At 67.8% G+C, this 22,485-nt stretch carries 21 protein-coding genes; 11 read left to right on the top strand and 10 right to left on the bottom strand.

Annotated features, from left to right (window positions below; genetic code table 11):
• The first annotated feature begins 2 nt into the window (after positions 1-2).
• From HF877_RS11475 to purM, 5 genes are all read left to right on the top strand, one after another.
• The gene (locus HF877_RS11475; RefSeq protein WP_169621291.1) at positions 3-1,778 is read left to right on the top strand and encodes an alpha/beta hydrolase; all 1,776 of its coding nucleotides are present in this window, start codon (positions 3-5) and stop codon (positions 1,776-1,778) included.
• Entirely contained in the window at positions 1,775-2,425 is a 651-nt protein-coding gene (locus tag HF877_RS11470) for a CPBP family intramembrane glutamic endopeptidase (protein WP_346765121.1), read from the top strand. Before HF877_RS11475 ends, HF877_RS11470 begins: the two co-directional genes overlap by 4 nt.
• 11 nt (positions 2,426-2,436) lie before the next feature.
• Complete coding sequence (locus HF877_RS11465) at positions 2,437-2,823, top strand: sterol carrier family protein (protein ID WP_169621289.1); 387 nt, start codon at positions 2,437-2,439, stop codon at positions 2,821-2,823.
• A gap of 112 nt (positions 2,824-2,935) precedes the next feature.
• Complete coding sequence (gene purF / locus HF877_RS11460; RefSeq protein ID WP_169621288.1) at positions 2,936-4,522, top strand: amidophosphoribosyltransferase; 1,587 nt, start codon at positions 2,936-2,938, stop codon at positions 4,520-4,522.
• 127 nt (positions 4,523-4,649) lie between these two features.
• Entirely contained in the window at positions 4,650-5,723 is a 1,074-nt protein-coding gene (gene purM / locus HF877_RS11455) for a phosphoribosylformylglycinamidine cyclo-ligase (RefSeq protein ID WP_169621287.1), read from the top strand.
• 248 nt (positions 5,724-5,971) lie between these two features.
• Here the strand turns inward: purM and HF877_RS11450 are convergent, their stop codons facing one another.
• The 4 genes from HF877_RS11450 to HF877_RS11435 all read right to left on the bottom strand — a co-directional run bounded on the left by HF877_RS11450 (position 5,972) and on the right by HF877_RS11435 (position 9,095).
• The gene (locus tag HF877_RS11450; protein ID WP_072701946.1) at positions 5,972-6,163 is read right to left on the bottom strand and encodes a DUF3073 domain-containing protein; all 192 of its coding nucleotides are present in this window, start codon (positions 6,161-6,163) and stop codon (positions 5,972-5,974) included.
• Positions 6,164-6,358: 195 nt separating this feature from the next.
• Positions 6,359-7,315 carry an asparaginase gene (locus HF877_RS11445; RefSeq protein WP_169621286.1) on the bottom strand — a complete coding sequence of 319 codons (957 nt, stop codon included), beginning with the start codon at positions 7,313-7,315 and terminating at the stop codon, positions 6,359-6,361.
• Positions 7,312-7,968 (bottom strand): MOSC domain-containing protein, encoded by a 657-nt coding sequence (locus tag HF877_RS11440; protein ID WP_169621285.1) that lies wholly within the window; start codon positions 7,966-7,968, stop codon positions 7,312-7,314. The genes HF877_RS11445 and HF877_RS11440 overlap by 4 nt, the downstream gene beginning before the upstream one ends.
• Positions 7,965-9,095 carry a folate-binding protein YgfZ gene (locus HF877_RS11435; protein ID WP_169621284.1) on the bottom strand — a complete coding sequence of 377 codons (1,131 nt, stop codon included), beginning with the start codon at positions 9,093-9,095 and terminating at the stop codon, positions 7,965-7,967. Before HF877_RS11435 ends, HF877_RS11440 begins: the two co-directional genes overlap by 4 nt.
• A gap of 54 nt (positions 9,096-9,149) precedes the next feature.
• Between HF877_RS11435 and HF877_RS11430 the strand changes: the two genes are divergently transcribed.
• From HF877_RS11430 to HF877_RS11405, 6 genes are all read left to right on the top strand, one after another.
• Positions 9,150-10,004 carry an aminodeoxychorismate lyase gene (locus tag HF877_RS11430; RefSeq protein ID WP_169621283.1) on the top strand — a complete coding sequence of 285 codons (855 nt, stop codon included), beginning with the start codon at positions 9,150-9,152 and terminating at the stop codon, positions 10,002-10,004.
• A 264-nt stretch (positions 10,005-10,268) separates the two neighbouring features.
• Complete coding sequence (locus HF877_RS11425) at positions 10,269-11,771, top strand: cytochrome ubiquinol oxidase subunit I (RefSeq protein WP_169621282.1); 1,503 nt, start codon at positions 10,269-10,271, stop codon at positions 11,769-11,771.
• 12 nt (positions 11,772-11,783) lie between these two features.
• Positions 11,784-12,821, top strand: coding sequence for a cytochrome d ubiquinol oxidase subunit II (gene cydB / locus HF877_RS11420; protein WP_169621281.1), 1,038 nt, complete (start codon positions 11,784-11,786; stop codon positions 12,819-12,821).
• Positions 12,818-14,563, top strand: coding sequence for a thiol reductant ABC exporter subunit CydD (gene cydD, locus HF877_RS11415; protein ID WP_169621280.1), 1,746 nt, complete (start codon positions 12,818-12,820; stop codon positions 14,561-14,563). Before cydB ends, cydD begins: the two co-directional genes overlap by 4 nt.
• Before the next feature lie 26 nt (positions 14,564-14,589).
• The gene (gene cydC, locus HF877_RS11410) at positions 14,590-16,236 is read left to right on the top strand and encodes a thiol reductant ABC exporter subunit CydC (RefSeq protein WP_169621417.1); all 1,647 of its coding nucleotides are present in this window, start codon (positions 14,590-14,592) and stop codon (positions 16,234-16,236) included.
• 359 nt (positions 16,237-16,595) lie between these two features.
• Positions 16,596-18,356 carry a BCCT family transporter gene (locus HF877_RS11405; protein ID WP_169621416.1) on the top strand — a complete coding sequence of 587 codons (1,761 nt, stop codon included), beginning with the start codon at positions 16,596-16,598 and terminating at the stop codon, positions 18,354-18,356.
• On the opposite strand, the gene HF877_RS11400 is transcribed toward HF877_RS11405, so the two are convergent.
• From HF877_RS11400 to HF877_RS11375, 6 genes are all read right to left on the bottom strand, one after another.
• Positions 18,353-19,018 carry an FABP family protein gene (locus tag HF877_RS11400; protein ID WP_169621279.1) on the bottom strand — a complete coding sequence of 222 codons (666 nt, stop codon included), beginning with the start codon at positions 19,016-19,018 and terminating at the stop codon, positions 18,353-18,355. The genes HF877_RS11405 and HF877_RS11400 overlap by 4 nt on opposite strands.
• Before the next feature lie 205 nt (positions 19,019-19,223).
• Entirely contained in the window at positions 19,224-19,529 is a 306-nt protein-coding gene (locus HF877_RS11395) for a DUF1416 domain-containing protein (protein WP_169621278.1), read from the bottom strand.
• A gap of 2 nt (positions 19,530-19,531) precedes the next feature.
• Complete coding sequence (locus tag HF877_RS11390; RefSeq protein ID WP_169621277.1) at positions 19,532-20,365, bottom strand: sulfurtransferase; 834 nt, start codon at positions 20,363-20,365, stop codon at positions 19,532-19,534.
• Between the two features lie 50 nt (positions 20,366-20,415).
• On the bottom strand, positions 20,416-20,880 hold the full coding sequence (locus tag HF877_RS11385) for a DUF4395 domain-containing protein (protein ID WP_169621276.1): 465 nt from the start codon (positions 20,878-20,880) through the stop codon (positions 20,416-20,418).
• A 276-nt stretch (positions 20,881-21,156) separates the two neighbouring features.
• Positions 21,157-21,579 (bottom strand): thioredoxin family protein, encoded by a 423-nt coding sequence (locus HF877_RS11380; RefSeq protein ID WP_169621275.1) that lies wholly within the window; start codon positions 21,577-21,579, stop codon positions 21,157-21,159.
• The gene (locus HF877_RS11375) at positions 21,576-22,358 is read right to left on the bottom strand and encodes an LmeA family phospholipid-binding protein (RefSeq protein ID WP_169621274.1); all 783 of its coding nucleotides are present in this window, start codon (positions 22,356-22,358) and stop codon (positions 21,576-21,578) included. Before HF877_RS11375 ends, HF877_RS11380 begins: the two co-directional genes overlap by 4 nt.
• Positions 22,359-22,485 lie beyond the last annotated feature (127 nt).

Below are 22,485 nucleotides of genomic sequence, written 5' to 3'. Positions count from 1 at the left end.
CCGTGCCGGCGAGCCAGGTCGATCGCCTGGCGGCGATCGCGGCCCGACGGGGCCGAATCGTCGCGGCGGTCAGCGACTTCGGTGACCGCTATCCTCTGCCCGCGCGGGTGTGGGGACGGTTGAGCCTGGACTTCACCGGCATCGCCTTCGCTTCACTGTTCTTCTGCTGGTCGTTGACGCCGTCGCTGCTGCCCCGGGACTGGTTGTTCCAGGGCATCGTCGGCGGCATCAACGCCGCCATCGGCTACGGCGTCGGGTGCGCGGTCGGGTGGGCCGTCCACCGCTTCCTGCTGTCCGGCAGGCGGTGGTGGCCGCCGCCGCTGCCCGTCGTCCGGGCGTTCAAGGTCGCGATACCGGTCGCGGGAGTCGTCGCGGCTCTCGTCGCACTCGTTCTCGCCGCCGACGACCAGCGTCAGCTCGCCGCGCTCATGGGGTCGGAACGGACCACCACCAGCGGATATCTGCGCACCATCCTGCTCAGCCTCGGAGTCTCCGCCGGTCTGATCGGACTCTGGCGCGCCCTGCACGACATCGGCCGCTGGGTAGCCGGGCAACTGATCCGCCGTGCCCGCGTGCCGCTCGGGCTGGCCCGGACGCTCGGTGTGCTCGTCGTCGTGCTCGCCACGTTCATGCTCATCGACGGAGTATTGCTGCGCGGCGCATACTTTTTCACCAATCAAGCGTTCAGTCTGCACGACGACACGACCCGTGAGGGAACTCTCCAGCCGGCCGAGCCCACGAAGTCGGGCAGCCCCGATTCGCATGCACCCTGGGAATCCCTCGGGTTCCAGGGCAGAGATTTCGTCTCGCGCGGCCTCGACGCCGGCGAGCTGAGCGCCATCAACGGCGTCCCCGCGCAGGACCCGATCCGGGTGTACGTCGGGCTCGACTCCGCCGACACCCCCGAAGAGCGTGCGGATCTCGTTGTCGCCGAACTCGAACGCACCGGCGCGTTCGACCGGTCGGTGCTCGCGTTGATCCCGACCACCGGTACCGGGTGGGTCAATCCGACAGCTGCGCAGGCGATGGAACTCGTCCACAACGGCGACCTCGCGATGGTGGCGTGGCAGTACTCGTACCTGCCGAGCTGGATCTCGTTCCTCGCCGACCGCGAGAAGGCCGCCGCGGCAGGGGAGATGCTCATCGACCGCGTACGAGAGCGCTGGACGCAGCTGCCGGAGGACGACCGCCCGAAGCTGTACATCTACGGCGAGAGCCTCGGCACCCAGTCCGGCGAGGGAGCGTTCGACAGCATCGGCGAGATCCGCTCGAGTGTCGACGGGGTCCTGTGGGTCGGTCCACCGAACTCGAACCGATTGTGGCGGCAGATCGTCGAGAGACGAGATCCCGGCACACCCGAGGTGTTGCCGGTGTACGCGGACGGACTCGTCGTGCGATTCGCCGGCGGAAGCGAATCCGTTCCCGAACCCGACGCGGCGTGGCTGGCGCCGCGCGTGCTCTACATCCAGCACACCTCCGATCCGGTGGTGTGGTGGTCTCCCGACCTGATATTCAGCCGACCCGACTGGCTCGCGGAACCACCGGGGCACGACCGGCTGCCGCAGATGCGGTGGTTCCCGTTCGTGACGTTCTGGCAGGTGTCCGCCGATCTGACGAACGCGGCCGGGGTGCCGGACGGGCACGGCCACAACTACGGCACCGCGGTGCTCGACGGCTGGCTGGCGATTGCGCGGCCGGACGGATGGACCGCCGACGACACCGAACGAGCCCGCACCGCACTCGAGCAGTTGCGGGGCGTGCAGGGGCCGGAGAAGTGACGCCGGGGTCGTGGCGAGGGGTGGTCGCGTCCGCCGCGACGCTCGCGCTCGGTGCGGCCCTGCCCGCAGTCCGGTCGGGCCCTCGGGGTCGAGGGTTGCTCGCCGCCGCGGCGGGAGTGAGCGCGGTCCTGGCGACTCGTGCGTCCGGAGTGTCCGCATCCGCTCTCGGATTCGATCCCGCCCGCACCCGGGACGGGCTGCGGTGGGGTGGGGGCGCGGCGACGGCGGTCGCGGCGGGGTACGTCGTCGCGGTAACGGTGCCCGGACTGCGCGCGCACTTCGTCGACGAGGGGCGCGCATACCGTCCGGACTTCTACGAGTGGATCGGGCTGCACATACCGGTCGGCACGGTGGTCGCGGAGGAGTTGCTGTTCCGCAGCGCCTTGACGGCCCTGGTCGGTCCTGTCCCACAGGCCCTCGTCTTCGGCCTCTGGCACATCCGCCCGGCCAGGATCGAAGGCGACAGCGTTGCCGGCACGGTGCTCGTCACCGCGCTGTCGGGTCTGGTGTTCGCGTGGTTGCGTGTACGCAGCGGCAGCATCCTGGCTCCTGCGCTCGCGCATCTGGCCGTCAATGTGGGCGGGGCTGTCGCAGTCCGGATCGCTACAGTCCGGGCAGCGAAAGGCACACACGTGCGCCGGGATTAGGCTCCGGAAACATGGCACCACGTAGAACTGTCGATCCCGCCGAGCTGAGAGCCGCACTCGACCGCGTCGAGCCGTGGGTCTCGGGACGCAGCGACGACAGGCCGGCCCGCGCCGATCTGGCGGCCGCGGTGCGGCTCAGCGCACGAACCCTCGAACAGATCGCACCCGGCTCCAGCGTCGAGGTGCGGGTGCCGCCGTTCGTCGCGGTGCAATGCGTCGAAGGCCCCCGGCACACGCGAGGGACGCCTCCCAACGTCGTCGAGACCGACGCACTCACCTGGTTACGTCTGGCGGTGGGCCGGCTCACGTTCGACGAGGCGGTCGCCGTAGGGTCGATCGACGCCTCGGGAAGCCGGGCCGGCGAGATCGCGCACTGGCTTCCGCTGCTCCGCTTGTGATGCCCGAATTGCGCGGTCCGCACCGCCCGAGCGGGGACGACGGTCGGAGTCCCGGCCCGTGGCCCGTAGAATGAAACCGCCCCGCCCTTGTCCAGCCTCAGGGAGCACCTCCGTGACCAGTGCCGATCTGTCGGTTCACACACGTAATCTTCTCGCCTCCGACGAACCCGAGAACGAACCGCGCGAGGAGTGCGGCGTCTTCGGAGTGTGGGCTCCTGGCGAAGACGTGGCCAAGCTCACTTATTACGGCCTCTATGCTCTACAACACCGCGGCCAGGAGGCGGCGGGCATCGCCGTCGCCGACGGCTCGCAGGTCCTCGTGTTCAAGGACCTCGGTCTTGTCAGCCAGGTCTTCGACGAGCAGACGCTCGCCGCGATGCCCGGCCACATCGCGATCGGCCACTGCCGCTACTCGACCACGGGTTCGACGACGTGGGAGAACGCGCAGCCCATCTTCCGGACCACCGCGTCCGGTTCCGGGGTCGCCCTGGGCCACAACGGCAACCTCGTGAACACCGCGGCTCTGGCCGAACGTGGCCGCCGGCTCGGCGTGCTCGACCCGAAGCGTCCCGGCGCAGCGAACTCGGACTCCGACACCGTCGGGGCACTGCTGGCGCACGGTGCACGGGACAGCACCATCGAAGAAGCGGCCATGCAGTTGCTGCCGACCCTCCAGGGCGCCTTCTGCCTGACCTTCATGGATGAACACACCCTCTACGCGGCGCGCGATCCGTGGGGAATCCGGCCGTTGTGCCTGGGTCGCCTCGATCGTGGCTGGGTGGTCGCGAGCGAGACAGCGGCCCTCGACATCGTGGGCGCATCGTTCGTCCGCGACATCGAGCCCGGTGAGCTTCTCGCGATCGATGCGAACGGCGTGCGCTCGTCGCGGTTCGCCGCTCCCGAGCCCAAGGGCTGCGTGTTCGAATACGTGTATCTCGCCCGCCCGGACTCCACCATCGCCGGCCGGTCCGTCCACGCGACGCGCGTCGAGATCGGTCGTCGGCTGGCCAAGGAGCACCCGGTCGACGGTGACCTCGTCATCCCGGTTCCCGAATCGGGTACGCCCGCAGCAGTCGGGTACGCGCAGGGATCCGGCCTGCCGTACGGCCAGGGCCTGATGAAGAACGCCTACGTGGGCCGCACCTTCATCCAGCCGAGCCAGACGATCCGCCAGCTCGGGATCCGGCTCAAGCTCAACCCGCTGCGTGAGGTCATCCGTGGCAAGCGGCTCGTCGTCGTCGACGATTCGATCGTGCGGGGCAACACCCAGCGCGCCCTCATCCGCATGCTTCGCGAGGCGGGAGCCCTCGAGATTCACGTCCGGATCGCGTCGCCGCCGGTGAAGTGGCCGTGCTTCTACGGGATCGACTTCGCGTCGCCGGCCGAACTCATCGCGAACGGTGCCGGTACCCGCGATCGCGACAACGACGACGAGCACGATTACGACCTGATGGTCGAGATGGTGCGACGCTCGATCGGAGCCGACTCGCTCGGCTACATCTCGATCGACGGAATGATCGGCGCTACCGAGCAGCCCGCAACCCGGTTGTGCGCTGCGTGTTTCGACGGCCATTACCCCATCCCGCTTCCCAACGGGCATGCGGTCGTCAAGGACTCGCTCGACGGCGTCGTCGACACGGATTCCCCGACCCCGACGGTCCTCGAGAACGCCAACGCAGACGTTCTGAGTCGGCCGTAGAACCTGGTCGGGTACCGTAAGTCCCGCGGTCGGCACTGTTCGGCGTGCGTTCTGCATGCCCCGTGACGGATACCGGCCACCCTTTATCAGTAGATCGAACACAACTCGAGGCTGGAGCCGACAACTCATGACCGAGGAGACAACCCCCGGAGCTTCCTACGCCGCAGCGGGCGTGGACATCGAGGCCGGTGACCGTGCCATCGAACTGTTCGCGCCGCACGCGAAGAAGGCCACCCGCCCGGAGGTGCTCGGCGGTCTGGGTGGGTTCGCGGGCCTCTTCGCGCTCAAGCGCGACTACAAGGAACCGCTGCTCGCGGCGTCCACCGACGGCGTGGGGACCAAGCTCGTGGTCGCGCAGGCGATGGACAAGCACGACACCGTCGGCCTCGACCTCGTCGCGATGGTCGTAGACGACCTCGTGGTGTGCGGCGCCGAACCGTTGTTCCTGCAGGACTACATCGCCGTGGGCCGCGTCGTTCCCGAGCGGGTCGCCGAGATCGTCGCCGGCATCGCCGAGGGTTGCGTCCAGGCGGGTTGCGCACTGCTCGGTGGCGAGACGGCGGAACACCCCGGCGTGATGGCCGACGGCGACTACGACATCTCCGCGACCGGCGTGGGCGTCGTGGAGGCCGACAAACTGCTCGGCCCCGAGCGGGTCCGTCCCGGCGACGTCGTGATCGCCATGGGCGCGTCGGGCCTGCACTCGAACGGATACTCGCTCGCTCGCAAGGTGCTGCTCGAGATCGGCAAGATGAGCCTGACCGCGCACGTCGACGAGTTCGGCCGCACCCTCGGTGAGGAACTGCTCGAGCCGACCCGCATCTACGCCAAGGACTGCCTCGCGCTCGCTGCCGAGACCGAGGTGCGTACCTTCTGCCACGTCACCGGTGGCGGTCTCGCCGCGAACCTCGCGCGCGTGATGCCGAAGGGTCTTGTCGCAGAACTCGATCGCACCACGTGGAGCCCGGCGCCGGTGTTCGGTCTCATCGCCCAGCGCGGCCGTGTCGAGCGCGCCGAGATGGAGAAGACGTTCAACATGGGCGTCGGCATGGTGGCGATCGTGGCTCCGGAGGACGTCGATCGCGCCCTCGCGGTGCTCACCGCCCGCCACATCGATTGCTGGACCCTCGGTACGGTCCGCCGGGCGCAGGACGGTTCCGACGATCGGGCGATCCTGGCGGGCGACCACCCGCGCTTCTGAGCCTTCACCACACAGGTCCGGTCCCTCACCCGATGGGTGGGGGACCGGACCTGTGTCGTGTGAAAGCTGGTGGCCGACTGTGTGTTCCCGCCTGCCGAACGAAGAGCGGTGCAGGAGGGTAGCTACGCCGAAAGGTGGACCGTCGCGGCGTTACCACCGCTGGGCCCACTCGGTAAAAAGCCGACTACACCACTGACGGAGGGGGTGCCGAATTCTCGGCTGCCCCCTCCGTCAGAGAGAAAGGTGAGTCAACGACGAAAATCGTCGTCGTAATCGTCGTCCCAACCGGAACGCTGGTCTGCGAAGACCTCGTCACGCTGCGAGTTGGTTACACCGCCAGACAACTCTCGTTGGAGGTTCTCGAAGTCGGTGGACGGCGAGCTGTACTTGAGTTGCCGTGCAACCTTGGTCTGCTTTGCCTTAGCCCGGCCGCGGCCCATGACTAACCCCCTCGCGCTTTGACGGGGCGGCCTGGGGAAATTTGGCGGCCCCGGTGAGTTGAGTATTTTCCTGTGGCCCACTTTAGCGTGGAAAAGTCGGTTCCGCTCCCACGCACCTGTCCGGGCCGGTGTCCTTTACGTCTCAAACGGACCCGACCAGCGGCAATGAAGATCTCGCGTCGTGGAATGTGCCCTTCAGAACACCCCCGGGACGGCCCGAACGGTGCCGACGCGTACCCCCCCGCCCGAAACCGGCTGGGAGGCGAGCGTCGCGAGGACCTCCGCGTCACCGACGCCGAGCCGGTGGAGCAGGGCCGAGGAAAGCGGTAGCCGGGCGCGTTCGTGGCCGTCGTCGATCTTGAAGGCGAAGGAGGTTCCGTCCGGGAGCGCCCCGGCGTGGACCCCGTCCGCGCCGGCTTTGCACAGCAGACCCGGGACGGCACGCATCAGACTCAGATCGTCCTTGCCGGTGCCCGAGATGAGGAAGGGGTGTTCGCGGATCGCGTCGGCGACCGCGCGTTCGGGTGTGCCGGACCCGGCGGTGGCAAGACGCGCGTACGCACGCGCCAGATTGATCAGCGGTACCGGCACGATCGGCAGGCCGCAACCGTCGATGCCGAGATCCGCGTCCTCGATGTCTCCGGTGAGATCCGCGATGGTCGCGACGACGCTCTCCTGCAGCGGGTGGTGCGGGTCGAGATAGGTACCGGTGTCCCAGCCCCGGGCAGCGCACACGGCCAGCATCGCGGCGTGCTTGCCGGAGCAGTTCATGTACGCGGCGCGGGGTGCCCGGCCCGACGCGAGCACCTCGGCCCGGGCCAGCTCGTTGCCCGGCAGATCCTCCGGGCACTGCAGATCCTGCTCGCCGAAGCCGTGGGCGGTGAGAAGTTTCTCGACCAGCTCGACATGCTCGGTTTCGCCCTCGTGTGACGCTGTGGCGATCGCGAGTTCGGCAGAACTGCGCGGCACGAAACCCGACCGCAGCATCGCGACGGCCTGGAGGGGCTTGTTCGACGAGCGGGGGTAGATCGGGGTGTGCACCTCGCCGAGGGAGACCACCACCTCACCCTGCGGGTCGAGCACGATCAGCGATCCGCGGTGGACGCACTCGCGGAAGCCCGACCGCACCACCTCGACCAGTTCGACGCTCACTGCTGTTCCGCCTTCCGGCCGGCGATCCGCCGGCGTGCCTTCTCCGCCACTGTCGGCGCGAGATCGTCTTGCTGGTCGAGCATCACGGCGAGCCGTTCCGGGTCACGGCCGGTGAACAGGTCCCGCACGGTGACGCCGTGACCGGGGACGTCCTCGACGGTGATCGTGTCGCCCGCCCGGACGGATCCTTCCGTGACCACCTTCAGGTACGCACCGGTGTCCGCACGCGCGGTGAAGCGCGCGCCCCAGCGCGGTTCCTCCGACCAGTTCCCGAACGTTCGGCACGGCGTGCGCGGTCCGGTGATCTCGAGCAGCAGGCCGCCGTCTCCGACCCGCCAGCGTTCCCCGATGACGGCGTCGGTCGGCGACATGCCGCTCACCCGGAGATTTTCGCCGAACCACCCGACGGGAAGGTCGCGGCCGAGTTCGGTCGCCCAGCGGCGAGCCTCGTCGTCCCCGTACGCGTAGACCGCTTTGTAGCGGCCGCCGTGGTTGGCGGTGTCGCACTGGCGATCGCCGGCGAGACCGGACTCGCCGACGTGGACCTCACCGTCGACGGGTCGTTTGTCGATGGCGGTCACCGGGACGCGCCGCAGTCCGGTGTCGCGGAGCGCGTGCACGACGCACACCGCCTCGACCCGGCCGGCGGTCACCGGCCGCGCAACCGCTCGACGGCCTGCCTTCCGGCCTGCACGGTGTCGTCCTGCGGTATCGAGTCCGGATCGATCGACGCGGCACACGGACCGGCGACGAGCGGCGTGTCCGGGGTGATGGTGCGTTTGACGAGCGCCAGCGCGACGGGACCGAGTTCGAAATGGTCCACGATGGTGCCGATCCGCCCGACCGTCCTGCCGCCGGCCGTGACGGCGTCGCCGGTCTCGGGCCGTCCGTCCGCCGAGCCGTCGAGGTGCAGGAGGACCAGGTGCCGTGGCGGCTTGCCGAGGTTGTGGACGCGCGCCACGGTCTCTTGACCCCGGTAACAACCCTTGTCGAGGTGCACGGCTCCGTGCTCGCCGGGCCCACCGATCCACCGCACCTCGTGCGGGATGGTGCGGTCGTCGGTGTCGATGCCGATGCGAGGCCGCATGGCGACCACTCGCAGCGCGTCGTAAGCCCACGTACCTGCCGGGCGTGCGCCGGCGGACACGAGGGCGGTGAACGTCTCGACGAGCCGGTCACGGGGAATCAACAGGTCGTAGGAATCGTCGGTGGGCCAGGGCATCCGTCTGACGAACCCGCCGCCCGGGAGTGCGACCGCCGCGTAGGGCTCCGCCGGCAGGGCCTCGAGACCGAGGACGCCGAGGATGCCCGGGCTGCCCGCGTCGGGCCCCAGGAGGGACAGGACGGCCATGTCGTTGCCGTCCCGCGGTTCGGCCTTCGACCAGAACACCATCTTGGTCAGGAATCCGAGAAGGTCCGGTCCGCGGCTCGGTTCGGTGTCGATCCAGGTGACACCGTCGAGGTCGGTCTGCACGAAGTGGTGTTCGACCCGGCCGTTCACGTCGAGGCTGAGGTTCTCGGCGGACGTACCCGGGGGCAGCGCGGCGACGTGCTGGCTCGTGATGGTGTGCAACCACGACAGGCGTTCGTCGCCGGAGATGGCGATGACGTACCGCGTGGAGCGGTCGACGATCGCCGCGCCGGTGGTCGCGGCGCGTTGTTCGCCGAGGGGGTCACCGTAATGCCAGGCCAAGCCCTCGTCGGGGGTGCCAGGGGGTGACGCGACTGCGTCGGGAACGGTGAGGAGACGGCTCTCGGACACGATCGGAATCTCGGTCACGACAACAGTCTATGGGGAAGTGGCCGCGTGTTCGCCACTCGCTAGGCTGGAAGCATGGCTGATCGGGTGCTGATGACGCTGGACGGCGAGGTGCGGGACCTCGACGCTCCTCTGGTGCACGCCGATGACATCGGAGTGCTGCGCGGCGACGGGGTGTTCGAGACGCTGCTCGTCCGTGGTGGGCGGGCCTGCGCGGTGGAACTGCACCTTGCCCGGCTCGCGTCGTCCGCGGAGGCACTCGCTCTCCCCGAACCGGATCGGGCCGAGTGGCGTGCAGCCATCGACCTCGCGGTGGAGGAGTGGGGCGGGGACCGGGAGGGGGTCCTCCGGCTCGTCTACACCCGCGGTCGCGAAGATGCCGGCTCTCCGACGGCTTTCCTGCTGGTGACTCCCGTTCCGGAACGGGTGCTGCGGACGCGGCGCGAGGGTGTGTCGGTGGTGACTCTCGAGCGCGGGTACTCCGTCGACGTCGCGCGGACCGCTCCGTGGCAGCTCATCGGGGCCAAGACCTTGTCGTATGCGACGAACATGGCGGCTTTGCGTCACGCGGAGTCGCTGGGCGTCGACGACGTGATCTACACGAGCAGCGAGGGGTACGTGCTCGAAGGCCCGCGGTCCACGGTCGTGATCGCACGGGGGCACACCCTGCTCACGCCGCCCCCCGAGCTGGGCATCCTGCCGGGCACCACGCAGCAGGCGCTGTTCGACGTTGCGGGAGACCACGACTTCGCCGTGCGCTACGAGCCGTTGCGTCCCGCCGACCTGATCGTGGCGGACGGAGTGTGGCTCGTGTCGAGTGTGTCGCGCGCCGCCCGGGTGCACATGCTCGACGGGCACCCGCTGTCGGTGAGGTCACTCGCCGGCACGGTCGAGGAACTGGTCGACAAGGCTGTGGACGCTGCATCCTGAGTGAGGGCCGAAAGGCCCTTCCACCAGCGACGAAAGACCCATTTGTGCGGGTTTTCGGTGGAGAAAACCACCTTCTGCGCGAGGTGTGAGGTGTATCCCGTGTGGTCAACGACACGGCTGGTACCGAGGGCCCGAAACTTCTACTACATTTTGTAGTAACAAGGCCGAATTGTGCTTTCGCGCGGCCAAGTGTCCGAAATCGGAGCGTCGGCCCGCGCCCTGGATTCGGACTTCCTCGTATTCGGGCCTCACCTCGGAGTGGCAATGGACGTCTTGGATCTGTCCCGGTGGCAGTTCGGGATCACGACGGTGTATCACTTCATCCTCGTCCCGCTCACCATCGGTCTCGCGCCGCTGGTCGCGATCATGCAGACGATGTGGGTGGTCACCAAGAAGGATCACTGGTATCGGCTGACGAAGTTCTTCGGGAAGATGTTCCTGATCAACTTCGCGCTCGGCGTCGCCACCGGCATCGTGCAGGAGTTCCAGTTCGGCATGAACTGGAGCGAATACTCCCGCTTCGTCGGTGACGTCTTCGGAGCGCCACTCGCCCTCGAAGGGCTGGTCGCCTTCTTCCTCGAATCCACCTTCCTCGGATTGTGGATCTTCGGCTGGTCGCGCCTGCCCAAACTCGTCCACCTGGCGACCATCTGGCTCGTCGCCATCGGCGTCAACGCGTCCGCGTACTTCATCATCGTGGCCAACTCGTTCATGCAGCATCCGGTCGGTGCCACCTACAACCCCGAGACCGGTCGCGCCGAACTGACGAGTATCTGGGAACTGCTCACCAACAACACCGCGCTGGCGGCATATCCGCACGCCGTGGCCGGTGGGTTCCTCACTGCCGCCACGTTCATCGCCGGCATCGGCGGTTGGTGGATGGTACGGAACATGCGACGCGCCAAGGAGATCCGGCCGTCCGCGCCGGAGGAAGCCCAGCAACTCGAGAACGACGCGCGGGGACTGTTCCGCCCGGTGACGCGTCTCGGCCTGGTGGTGATGCTCATCGCGGGTGTCGCCCTGTTCGTCACCGGCGACGTCCAGGCAAAGCTGATGTTCGAGCAGCAGCCGATGAAGATGGCCTCGGCAGAGTCGTTGTGCACCACCGAAACGGACCCGAACTTCTCGATTCTCACGCTCGGCACCCACAACAACTGTGACGGCGTCGTCCACGTGCTCGACATGCCCTACGTGCTGCCGTACCTCGCCCAGGGCGAATTCTCGGGCGTGACGCTGCAAGGTGTCGAAGACCTCCAGGCGCAGTACGAGGAGCAGTTCGGCCCGGGCAACTACACCCCCAACCTGTTCGTCACCTACTGGTCCTTCCGCGCGATGATCGGCCTCGCCGCCGGCTCCGCAGCACTCGCACTCGCGGGATTGTGGGTCACGCGGCGTGGACGCGTACCCGACCAGAAGTGGTTCGCGAAACTCTCGCTCATCGCGATTCCCACACCGTTCCTGGCGAACAGCGCGGGCTGGATCTTCACCGAGATGGGGCGTCAACCTTGGGTCGTGCACCCGAACCCCACGGGAGTGGACATGATCCGGCTCACCGTCGAACAGGGTGTCTCCGACCATGCCCCCGCGACCGTCCTGACATCGCTGATCGCGTTCACCGTCGTCTACGCGGCCTTGGGTGTGGTCTGGTTCTGGCTGATCCGTAAGTACGCGAAGCAAGGCCCGCAGCCGCACGACGCGCAGCCACCCGGCACCGATGACGACACCGACGACGACACAAAGCCGAAGCAATTGTCCTTCGCGTACTAGGAGAGATCTCTGATGGGACTCCAAGAAGTCTGGTTCATCCTGATCGCGGTTCTGTTCACGGGATACTTCATCCTCGAAGGCTTCGACTTCGGTGTCGGTATGCATTTCCCCGTGCTCGGCCGCGGCAAGACCGAGAGTGCCGACACCCGTCGCCGGGTCCTGCTCAACACCATCGGCCCGGTGTGGGACGGCAACGAAGTGTGGCTGATCACCGCCGGCGGCGCATTGTTCGCCGCGTTCCCGGAGTGGTACGCAACCCTGTTCTCCGGGTTCTACCTTCCATTGCTGCTGATCCTCCTCGCCCTGATCGTCCGGGTGTGCGCGATCGAGTGGCGCGGCAAGATCGACGATCCGGTGTGGCGGCGACGCTGCGACTGGGGCATCATCTTCGGCTCCTGGGTTCCGGCCGTGCTATGGGGCGTCGCGTTCGCGAACATCGTGCGCGGCGTGGCGATCGACGCCGACAAGCAGTACGTGGGTGGATTCTTCGCCCTGCTCAACCCGTACGCACTGCTGGGTGGCGTCACCACAGCTCTGGTCTTCGCGTTGCACGGCGCGGTGTTCATCGCGCTGAAGACCTCCGGTGACATCCGCACCGACGCGGTGAAGCTGTCGCGCCGGCTGTCCGTCCCGACCGTTCTGGTCGCGGGGGCGTTCGTGGTGTGGACCCAGCTCGCCTACGGCAAGACCTGGACGCTGATCCTCGTCGCCGTCGCTGCGGCCGCACTGCTCGCCGTTGTCGCGCTGGTCGCCGCCGAACGCGAGGGCTGGGCTTTCGTGTTCACCACCGTGGCCATCGCGGCGACGATCGTGCTGCTGTTCGCGGCACTGTTCCCGAACGTCATGCCGTCCACCCTCGATCCGGCGTGGTCGCTGACCATCGAGAACGCGTCGTCGAGCGCCTACACACTGAAGATCATGACGTGGGCCGCCGTCGCCGTCACGCCCGTGGTCCTGCTCTACCAGGGGTGGACCTACTGGGTGTTCCGCCAGCGGATCTCGACCTCGCACATCCCGCCGTCCATCGGTCTGAAGATCGGCACCAAATGACGGTTGCCGCTGCCACCGTTCCCGCCGGCGCCGAGAAGCGCCGGCGGGGACCGATCGACCCACGGCTGTGGCGATACTCGGCATCGGCACGGGGGTACCTCGCCCTCACCGTTCTGACGTCGCTGGTCGATGTCGTGATGGTGGTGGTGAGCGCCCTGATGATCGGCACGGTGCTGGCGGGGGTCATCACCACCGATGCCCGCACCCTCGGTGACTGGCGCACCGAATTGCTCGTCCTCGCGGGGGCAGTCGCCGTGCGTGTGGTCGCCACCTGGCTGCACTCCCGATACGCGCATCGTTCGGCGAGCCGCGTCATCGCCGAACTCGAGAGCGAGGTCCTCGACGCGGCCGCGACCCTGCCGCCCCGAGAACTGGATCCGCGTCGCGACGAGATCGCCACCGTGCTGACCCGAGGGCTCGACGGCCTGCGCGACTACCTCACCGGCTACCTGCCGGCTCTGATCCTGGCGGTCACGCTGACGCCTGTCACGATCGTCGTCATCGCCCTGCACGACCTCACGTCGGCGATCATCATCATCGTCACGCTGCCGCTGATCCCGATCTTCATGATCCTCATCGGACTGCTCACCAAGGGCAAAGCGGACCGCACGCTCGACGCGATGACCACCCTCTCGTCCCAGTTGCTCGACTTGCTCGCAGGTCTGCCCACCCTCCGCGCGCTCGGCCGCGAGCAGGGCCCTGCCGCGCGGGTGCGCGAACTCGGCGAGGACCACCGGCGCACCACGATGTCGGCGCTGCGCGTGGCGTTCCTGTCCGGCACCGTTCTGGAATTCCTCGCCACACTCTCGGTTGCGCTCGTCGCCGTGACCATCGGCATGAGATTGGTCTACGGCGGGATGCCGCTCGAAGCCGGCATCATCGCGTTGATCCTCGCGCCGGAGGCGTACTTCCCGCTCCGCACCGTCGGAGCGAAGTTCCACGCCGCGGAGAACGGCACGGCCGCGGCGGATCGAGCATTTGCGATTCTGGCTGTCGCTCCCGAACGGACCGCCCCCGAACACACCGCGCACGAACCGGCGCCGGCGGGCACGGAGCACCGCGCCACGGTGGCGGGTGAACCTGTCTCCGCCGCTGGGCGCGAGATCGTCTTCCGGAACGTCAGCGTTGCGGGCCGGGACGGGTTCGCTCCCTACCGGCTCGATGCGGAGTGCCGGCCCGGTGAGGTCACCGTACTGACCGGAGAGAACGGCTCCGGGAAGTCGACCGCGCTGCTCGCCCTCCTCGGACTCACCGAGGTGGCGGAGGGAGACATCACCGTCGACGGGCGGCCCGTAGCCGGCGACGAGGCATGGTGGAACGAGGTGGCATGGCTCCCGCAGCACCCCGTGCTGCTGCCGGGAACGCTCGCCGACAACCTCCGGCTCACCGGCGTCGACCCTGCCGATCCGAACCTCGGTACAGTCTGCGCGACAACAGGTTTCGACTCGGTACTCGCGGAGCTTCCCCAGGGATGGGAGACGGTCGTCGGGTCCGGAGGCAGCGGACTGTCCCTGGGACAGCGCCAGCGGCTTGCTCTCACGCGCACGCTCGCGTCGTCGCGACCCGTGTTGTTGCTCGACGAACCCACCGCGCACCTCGACCCCGACACCGAGACAACCGTGCTCGACGCCCTGACCGCACTCGCCCGCGACGGCCGCACCGTCGTGATCGTGGCACACCGCCCGAGTCTGCTGGCCATCGCCGACCGCATCGTCGAGGTCCGCCCGGGAGGTGCGTCGTGACCGCATCGTCGGATCTGCGCCGTGCGATGGCGCTGCTCGAACTCGAACCACGGCGGGTCGCGCTCGCGATTCTTGCGGGCGTGGCGACCCTGGGTAGTGCGCTCATGTTGTCGGGGCTGTCGGCCTGGCTGATCATCAGAGCCTGGGAGATGCCGCCGGTACTGGACCTCACGGTCGCCGTCGTCGCGGTGCGCGCACTCGGCGTCGCGCGCGGTCTGTTCCGCTATCTCGAACGACTCGCCACGCACGAGACCGCGTTGCGCGGCATGACGTCGGCCCGGTCCCGTCTCTATCAGCGGCTCGCCGACGGTGACCCCGCGGCGTCGGCGGGCCTGCGGCGCGGCGATCTCCTCGCACGCACCGGCGCCGACGTCGATGCGCTCGGAGACGTCGTCGTCCGGGCTCTCGTTCCCATCGCCGTATCTGCCGTGCTCTCGTCCGCCGCCGTCATCGTTCTCGCGGTGATCTCTCCGGCCGCCGGAGCCGTGCTCGCCGTCGCGCTGCTCGTCGCGGGCGTGCTGGCCCCGTGGCTGTCGGCACGGGCCGCAACGCAGGCGGAGACCGACGGCGACGACGCTCGTAACCGGTTCGCCCACGACGCCGTGACCGTGCTCGATCACGCGGCGGAACTGCGGGTCTCGGGCCAGCTCGACCGCGCGTCCCGACGCGCTCGGGCGTCGGGCGTCGAGGCCGTGCGTGCCACCGACAGGTCCGCCGTCCCGTCCGCGTTCGCCGACGCGGCCGCACCCCTCGCGGTGGGAGCGAGCGTCCTCGGAGCCTTGCTGATCGGTATCACGGTGTTCGGGTCCGGTCCCGCCGCGATGAGCCCCACGACGCTGGGCGTCCTCGTCCTGCTGCCCCTCGCCGCGTTCGAATCGACCTCGGTGCTGCCCGCGGCGGCGCAGACCCTCGTCCGGGCGCGGATCGCGTCCCGGCGGATCAACGACCTGCTCGATCGCGCCGACCGGTCGGTCCCGCACGGCGACCGCCCTGTCGACGGACCGGGACGGCTTCGCGCCGACAACCTGCGGAGCGGGTGGCCCGGCGGTTCCGCGACGAACCCTGTGACCCTCGACCTGGCTCCCGGTGCCCGCGTCGCGCTGGTGGGAACGAGCGGCAGCGGCAAGACCACGACGTTGATGACCCTGGCCGGGTTGCTGAGCCCGGTCTCGGGCAGCGTGACGCTCGACGGTGTGCCACTGGAGGAACTCGAGCCCGCGGCGCTGCGCCACCGTGTCGGATTCTTCGCCGAGGACGCGCACGTCTTCGGCACGTCGGTCCTCGAAAATCTGCGCGTCGCGCGCGGTGACGTCGACGAGACCGAGGCGTACTCCGTGCTCGAAGCGGTGGGGCTCGGACCGTGGCTGGCAGGGCTACCGGAGGGCGTGCACACCGTGCTCGAATCCGGCGCGAGGGCGCTCTCCGGGGGCCAGCGCAGGCGACTGCTGCTGGCCAGGGCACTGCTGTCGCCCGCGCGGATCCTGCTGCTCGACGAACCGGGGGAACACCTCGACGCCGACGATGCGGCACGTCTGCAACGCCGCCTGCTCGACCGGGACGCGGGTCTCGTCGACCCCGAACGCACCGTGGTGGTGGTGACACACCAGCTGCCGTCCGATACCGCCGCCGACGTCGTGATGCACGTCGAGAAAAATACGTTGCCGACTGCGTGAGCCGGGCGTACCTTCGCTGGTACACGAGGAAGGAGGTGGTCTGAAAGTGAGTTTTCTTCGGACATGTGAGGTGGCTGCCCGCTAGCCGCTCGTCGACGACAGCGTTCTCCGACCGCGAGCGGCCGGCGAATACCAGGTAGTCACCCGACCCCCGAGTCCCCGGATCGTCCCACCGGGCTCGTCGAGTCCCGGATCTCCTCCGGCTCGCCGAGACGACTCGGGGGTCGTTCGTGTCTCGGGGCCGCTGGGTGGGAAGGCACGAGATCCCCGTGGACACGACCCCGCGGGTAACGAGATCCCGTATGTGACGAGACCCATGTGTAGTGAGAGCTACGAACGGGGTAGACCGTGACGTGCCGATCCTGACAAAAGCCCACGACGCCCTCCGTTTACGCACGTCACCAGGCGTCTTCTTCACCTCCGCGCTGATATCGCTGGTGTTCGTCGTCCTCACGGTTGCCTTCACGACCACGGTCGACAACGTGTTCAGCACGGCGTCGGGCTGGATCATGACCAACCTCGGATGGTTCTACATCCTGGGCGTCACGACGTTCCTGATCTTCCTGGTGATCATTGCGCTGACGCACTACGGACGCGTCCGGCTCGGCGGCGACGACGAGCGTCCCGAGCACTCCACCCTCGCGTGGTTCTCGATGCTCTTCGCGGCGGGAATCGGCACGATCCTGATGTTCTGGAGCGTTGCGGAACCGATCTCCCATTTCGCGAATCCTCCACAGCAGGACGTGGCGCCGGAATCCGAGGCGGCCGCGCGTGAAGCAATGGGCTTCACGCTCTACCACTTCGGATTCCACACGTGGGCGATCTTCGCACTGCCGGGTCTGTGCTTCGGTTACTTCATCTACAAGCGCAAGCTCCCGCCCCGTGTCAGCTCGATCTTCGCGCCCCTGCTCGGCGGGCGGATCTACGGTCCGATCGGCAAGACGATCGACGTGGTTGCGATCATCGGCACGATCTTCGGGGTCGCGACGTCCGTCGGCCTCGGTACGCTCCAGATCAACGCCGGCCTCGCCCAGCTCTTCGGACTCGAGGAGTCCGGCATCATCCAGATTGCGCTCATCGCCCTCGTCACTGTCATGGCGGGCATCTCGGTGGCTCTCGGTCTCGACAAGGGCATCAAGCGGTTGTCGAACTTCAACATCGGCCTCGCGGTGATGCTTCTGATCTTCGTCCTGGTCACCGGCCCCAGCCTGTTCCTGCTCAAGGGGATGATCGAGTCGGTCGGCATCTACGCCGACACCCTGCCGAACCTCGCGTTCTGGAACGACACGTTCGTCGACTCCGGCTGGCAGAACACCTGGACGGTGTTCTACTGGGCCTGGACCATCACCTGGTCGCCGTTCGTCGGCATCTTCATCGCGCGCATTTCGCGCGGCCGGACAATCCGCGAATTCGTCGCCGGGGTGCTGGCTCTGCCGGTGCTCTTCTCGATCATCTGGTTCAGCATCTTCGGGATGGGTTCCTTCCACATCGAGCTCGAGGGTGACGGGGGTCTTGTCGAACGTGTCGTCGATGCGGGCGACATCCCCGGTGCGCTGTTCGAATTCCTCGGCAACTTCCCGCTTACAGGGCTGGTGTCGGGCATTGCGATCCTGCTGGTGGTGATCTTCTTCGTCACTTCGGTGGACTCGACTGCCATGGTCCTGGACATGATGTCCGGCGGCACCGAAGGGAAGGCACCCATGCATCAGCGGCTGTTCTGGGCCGTGATCATGGGCCTGGTCGCTGCCACCATGCTCGTCGCGACCGGTAAGGACGGTCTGGACGCGCTACAGCAGGTGATCACCGTGGTCGGTCTGCCCTTCTTCGTGATGGGCTTCGTCATGATGTACAGCCTGGTGCGCGGAATCCGTGAGGATCTCGGTGAACTCCCCGAACCGGTCACCCGGCAGTGGACCGAAGTCAAGACCGCCGAGGACCTCGAGGCTGCGGCAAGCCGTCCGGCGCCGGAGGTCGTGGTCGTGACCCGCGCCATCCCGGACGAGATCGACGGAGACGACGGCGGACGAGACGAGCGGGAAGGCTCCTCGGCCCACGCGGGCAACGGATCGGCGCCCGGGGCGGAAAGCCACGCGGGCGCGGAAGCGGAGTGGGCTCGTTAGCCGACGTGGCGTGCGAGCCGCGCAGACATGCGCGGCCGCATGTCGCCGTCGGGGGTGACACGTTCCTCGACGTAGGCGAGGTCGCCGCCCTCGACGATGCCGTACAGGCGCTTGGCGCCGCCCACGACTTCGCCGGACCGGGTCCGGATCACCACGTCGGTGGCGAGCTCCCAGGACGACTGGGTCAGCGCCGTGCCGTAGTACAACTCGACGACACCGGAACTGTGGGTGAGCAGCAGTTCGAGGGTTTCGGGGTCGTCGCTGTCGGGGCCGCCTGTACCAGCGACGCGCCAGAATCCGCTTTCGCGACGGTCCTCGGCGACGTAGTCGCCGTTCTCGTCGAGACGCCACGAGCGGGCTTCCCATACGAGATAGTCACCGCCGTTGTGCGCGACGACGATCTGCTGACCGAACGGGTAGTCGGTGGCGGTTTCGGGGTCGTGTGCCTCACCCTCGCCGCGCCACACGCCCACCAGTGGAAGGAGCGCGAGCAGGGCAGGGTTCAGATCGGCGCCGCGCCGCAGGTTCGCGGTGTCGTCGACGCCGGGCAGACCGGACAGGACGGGGATGTTCAGCTCGGCGGTGACCCGCGCACGCTCTGCGGCCTGCGCTATGGCCTCGTCGCCGCTACGCCGAGTACCGCCGTCCGACTGGTCCGTCATGACCCGTCGGAGACCAGACGGTAGATGGTGTACAGCGCGAACCAGGTGATGAGCACCGCTGCAAGGACCAGCAAGAGTTCGAAGAAGATGACCACGGGGTCATTCTAGACTGCACCGGCTTCGCTTCACGACAAAGGGCCTCGCTCCCGGTGATCGGGGGTGAGGCCCTGTGTTCCGGAGCCGTGGCTCCAGTCTTTGCCGTGTGCTACTTCGCGACCGTCACGTCGACGTTGTGGACGCCCGGAGCGCTGGGGTTCACCGTCGAGGTGCCGTTTCCGGCACTCGACAGTGCGCGCACCGTCCATTCACCGGGCGCGGCGAAGAACCGGAAGTCGCCGGTGGCGGAGGCGACGACCTCGGCGGTGAACTCGCCGGTGCCGTCGAGCAGACGCACGAATGCGCCACCGACCGGCTCACCGGCGGCGTTGAGGACGCGGCCGGTGATGACCGTTTCCTTCTCGACATCCACGCCCGCGGGCAGGTTCTGGCTCTGAACAGGTGCTCCGCACATATTTATGCTCCCAACTCGATCGGTGCGCCGACGAGCGAGCCGTACTCGACCCAGCTGCCGTCGTAGTTCTTGACGTTCTTCTTGCCGAGGATCTCCTGCAACACGAACCAGGTGTGGCTCGAGCGCTCGCCGATACGGCAGTAGGCGATGGTTTCCTTGCTGTCGTCGAAGCCCTTCGCCGCGTACAGCGCGGTGAGTTCGTCGTCGGACTTGAAGGTGCCGTCCTCGTTGGCGGTGGTGCTCCAGGGGATGTTGACGGCGCCGGGGACGTGGCCACGCTGCTGTGCCTGTTCCTGCGGCAGGTGGGCCGGGGCGAGAATCTTGCCGGCGAACTCGTCGGGGGAACGCACGTCGACGAGATTCTTGGAACCGATCGCGTCGATCACCTCGTCGCGGAAGGCACGGATCGACGTGTCCGGTGCCTGTGCCTTGTATTCGGTTGCGGGCCGGGTGACTTCGTCCTTCGACAGCGGGCGGCCGTCGAGTTCCCACTTCTTGCGACCGCCGTCGATGAGCTTGATGTCCTGGTGGCCGTACAGCTTGAAGTACCAGTAGGCATACGCGGCGAACCAGTTGTTGTTGCCGCCGTACAGCACGACGGTGTCGTCGTTGGCGACGCCCTTGGCGGACAGCAACGCCGAGAACTGTTCCTGATTCAGGAAGTCGCGGCGGACGCCGTCCTGCAGGTCCTTGCGCCAGTCCAGCCGGATGGCGCCTTCGATATGGCCGCCGTCGTAGGCGCTGGTGTCCTCGTCGACCTCGATGAACACGGTCTTGGGTGCATCGAGATTCTGCTCTGCCCAATCGGCGGAGACCAGGACGTCGGAGCGAGCCATGGATATTCCTTTCGGTGATGGTGCGTGTGGTTGTTGAAGCCGGGTGGTGATCAGGCCGCGACGGAACGCAACCGAGCGATCAGTGGGTAGATCTGGCAGCCGAGGCAGAAGCCGAAGGCGGCATTCAGGAGAGCGGCGAACAGCGCGAAGCCGGTGGCCACGATTCCGACGGTTCCGGCGCCGAGCGCGAACGCGACGGTGCCGACAGCCGCGAATGCGAAGCCGACGAACTGTGCAAAGCGCAGTGGCGCAACAGGTTCGGTCTCGGAAGGTGCGCCCAATCGTGGTGCGACCAGGCCTGCGAACAGCGCGCCGTACGGGCTGCGCCGCGGACCGAACGCTGCGCCGATCGCGAAGACGAGGGCCTGCACCCCGAGCACAACGCCCGCAACGGTGTTCGAGACCGTCGAGACGAGCAGTACGACGACCAAGACGGCGGTGGTGATCCACGCTGCGAAACGCGGTCCGCGGACGTCGACCTGCGAACCGGTACGGGTGGGACCGGGAACGGACATGAGAGTGCTCCTGCTGGGATCCGGGATAGCTGAGCGGGATTCGGTCGCCGAACGGCGACCGACCGCGGGGAAACGCATCGGGGGAGACGTCAGCAACTGCGGAGCGGGGACAGGAGCCCGCGGTGACTACTCAGCAGCCGTGCGTCAGGAGCAGGTACAACAACACGCGCCGAGGCGGCACAGGTCGACTGCGCGGCGTCGGGTGAGCATCAGCTCCTGGCGTGTGTGCACGCGAGGAGTTTAACCGAAGATCGGGGGAAATAGGACCACTGCGTATTACAGAGATGCGAGGGCCGCGCGGAGGTCGGCGGCCTCCGGTACACCGGACACCCGGTAGCGCTCGCGTCCGGCGGCGTCGAACACGAAGGTCGTCGGTAGCGACATCACCCCGAGCTGCCTGGCGGGAAGCGGGTTTTCGTCGAGGTCGAGTTCCACGTCGAGTGCTTCTCCGGACGTGTCGCCGAGGACACGGGCGATCACGCGCCGGACGGATGCGCACGGTCCGCACCACGGCGCGGAGAAGTGCAGGATCACGGGCACGCCGCCGCCCACCCCCACCGCCGCGAGCGCAGGGTCGACGTAGTCAGATCCGGCGCCTTCCGGGCTGCTCGCGCGGATCTTGCCTTCGCGTGTGCGCAACATCACTCCGACGCCGAGCGTGGCGACGATCACGATCGCGAGAACAACGAGTGCGATCACGGGGCTGCCTGCACCTCGGTGAGATCGATCGTGGTGTTGTGCGCCTCGCCCTCGATGACGATGCGCGATCCTCGTGCCTCCACGAACGTCGGCTTCACGCCGAAGGGCAGATCCTGAGGCTCGATCGTCGTGGTGAACAACCCGAGCACGACCGGCTTCAGCGCGTCGGGCACCGCGAAGTCCGCGCGCCCCTCCCGGCCGAAGTACAGGTCGGACGCCACGATGTGCACGCGGTCCCCGTCGAGCACGAGGTCGGCCTGCACGCTCACCGTCGCGGGCTCCGGCCCGACCGGCACGGTACCGGTGAGCACGACGCCGCCGGCAGTGGTCGGACCGGATCCTCCCGACCCGCCGGTCCCGTCGGACTTGCTCTCCGGAGGGGCGGAAATCTGCAGGTCAGGGATGTTGTAGAGCTGCCCGAGTTCGGTGGCGTCGATCATGACGCGGCCGAACAGGAGGTCCACCGGCACGGTACGGATCGACCCGTCGAGCAGTTCGCCCGCGGCGGCATGGGCGCCGATGAGGTTCGCTTCGACGGTGATGTCCCCGAGCATCTCGGTGTGCACTCCGTCGGCCACGATTTCCACGTTCTCGTAATGCCCGTTGCGGGCCTGGAGAAGGAACGGGAAGCCGTGAATGGTGACGGCGGGATCGGCCTGGAGTACGCCACCCTCGCGCAGTGCACGAGACACGCGGTACTCGGACCACGCCGCCGCGCCGAAGTCGGTGAGAACGGCGACTCCGAGCAGGACCACGAGACCGAAGATCAGTTTGCGCACGCCTCCCATTGTGGCCGACGCGGCCGCGGGCACCGTGCCGCGGATGCGAGCAGCGTGTCCGAAATGTGGGAATCGATCTTCTGCGACGTCGTGCTTACATGCCGGTAACAAACAGAGCGCTAATCTG

This window comes from Rhodococcus sp. BL-253-APC-6A1W, from assembly GCF_012843405.1.
GTDB lineage: Bacteria > Actinomycetota > Actinomycetes > Mycobacteriales > Mycobacteriaceae > Rhodococcus.
The sequence above is the reverse complement of the archived record's forward strand: the minus strand, read 5'-3'. Positions and strand labels throughout refer to the sequence as shown.

What these genes read in the sequence shown, in the direction of transcription:
- HF877_RS11465 (WP_169621289.1), top strand. Translation starts at nt 2,437, where the DNA reads ATGGCACCACGTAGAACTGTCGATCCCGCCGAGCTGAGAGCCGCACTC.
- purM (WP_169621287.1), top strand. Translation starts at nt 4,650, where the DNA reads ATGACCGAGGAGACAACCCCCGGAGCTTCCTACGCCGCAGCGGGCGTG.
- HF877_RS11450 (WP_072701946.1), bottom strand. Translation starts at nt 6,163, where the DNA reads ATGGGCCGCGGCCGGGCTAAGGCAAAGCAGACCAAGGTTGCACGGCAA.
- HF877_RS11430 (WP_169621283.1), top strand. Translation starts at nt 9,150, where the DNA reads ATGGCTGATCGGGTGCTGATGACGCTGGACGGCGAGGTGCGGGACCTC.
- HF877_RS11425 (WP_169621282.1), top strand. Translation starts at nt 10,269, where the DNA reads ATGGACGTCTTGGATCTGTCCCGGTGGCAGTTCGGGATCACGACGGTG.
- cydB (WP_169621281.1), top strand. Translation starts at nt 11,784, where the DNA reads ATGGGACTCCAAGAAGTCTGGTTCATCCTGATCGCGGTTCTGTTCACG.
- cydD (WP_169621280.1), top strand. Translation starts at nt 12,818, where the DNA reads ATGACGGTTGCCGCTGCCACCGTTCCCGCCGGCGCCGAGAAGCGCCGG.
- cydC (WP_169621417.1), top strand. Translation starts at nt 14,590, where the DNA reads ATGGCGCTGCTCGAACTCGAACCACGGCGGGTCGCGCTCGCGATTCTT.
- HF877_RS11400 (WP_169621279.1), bottom strand. Translation starts at nt 19,018, where the DNA reads ATGACGGACCAGTCGGACGGCGGTACTCGGCGTAGCGGCGACGAGGCC.
- HF877_RS11395 (WP_169621278.1), bottom strand. Translation starts at nt 19,529, where the DNA reads ATGTGCGGAGCACCTGTTCAGAGCCAGAACCTGCCCGCGGGCGTGGAT.
- HF877_RS11390 (WP_169621277.1), bottom strand. Translation starts at nt 20,365, where the DNA reads ATGGCTCGCTCCGACGTCCTGGTCTCCGCCGATTGGGCAGAGCAGAAT.
- HF877_RS11385 (WP_169621276.1), bottom strand. Translation starts at nt 20,880, where the DNA reads ATGTCCGTTCCCGGTCCCACCCGTACCGGTTCGCAGGTCGACGTCCGC.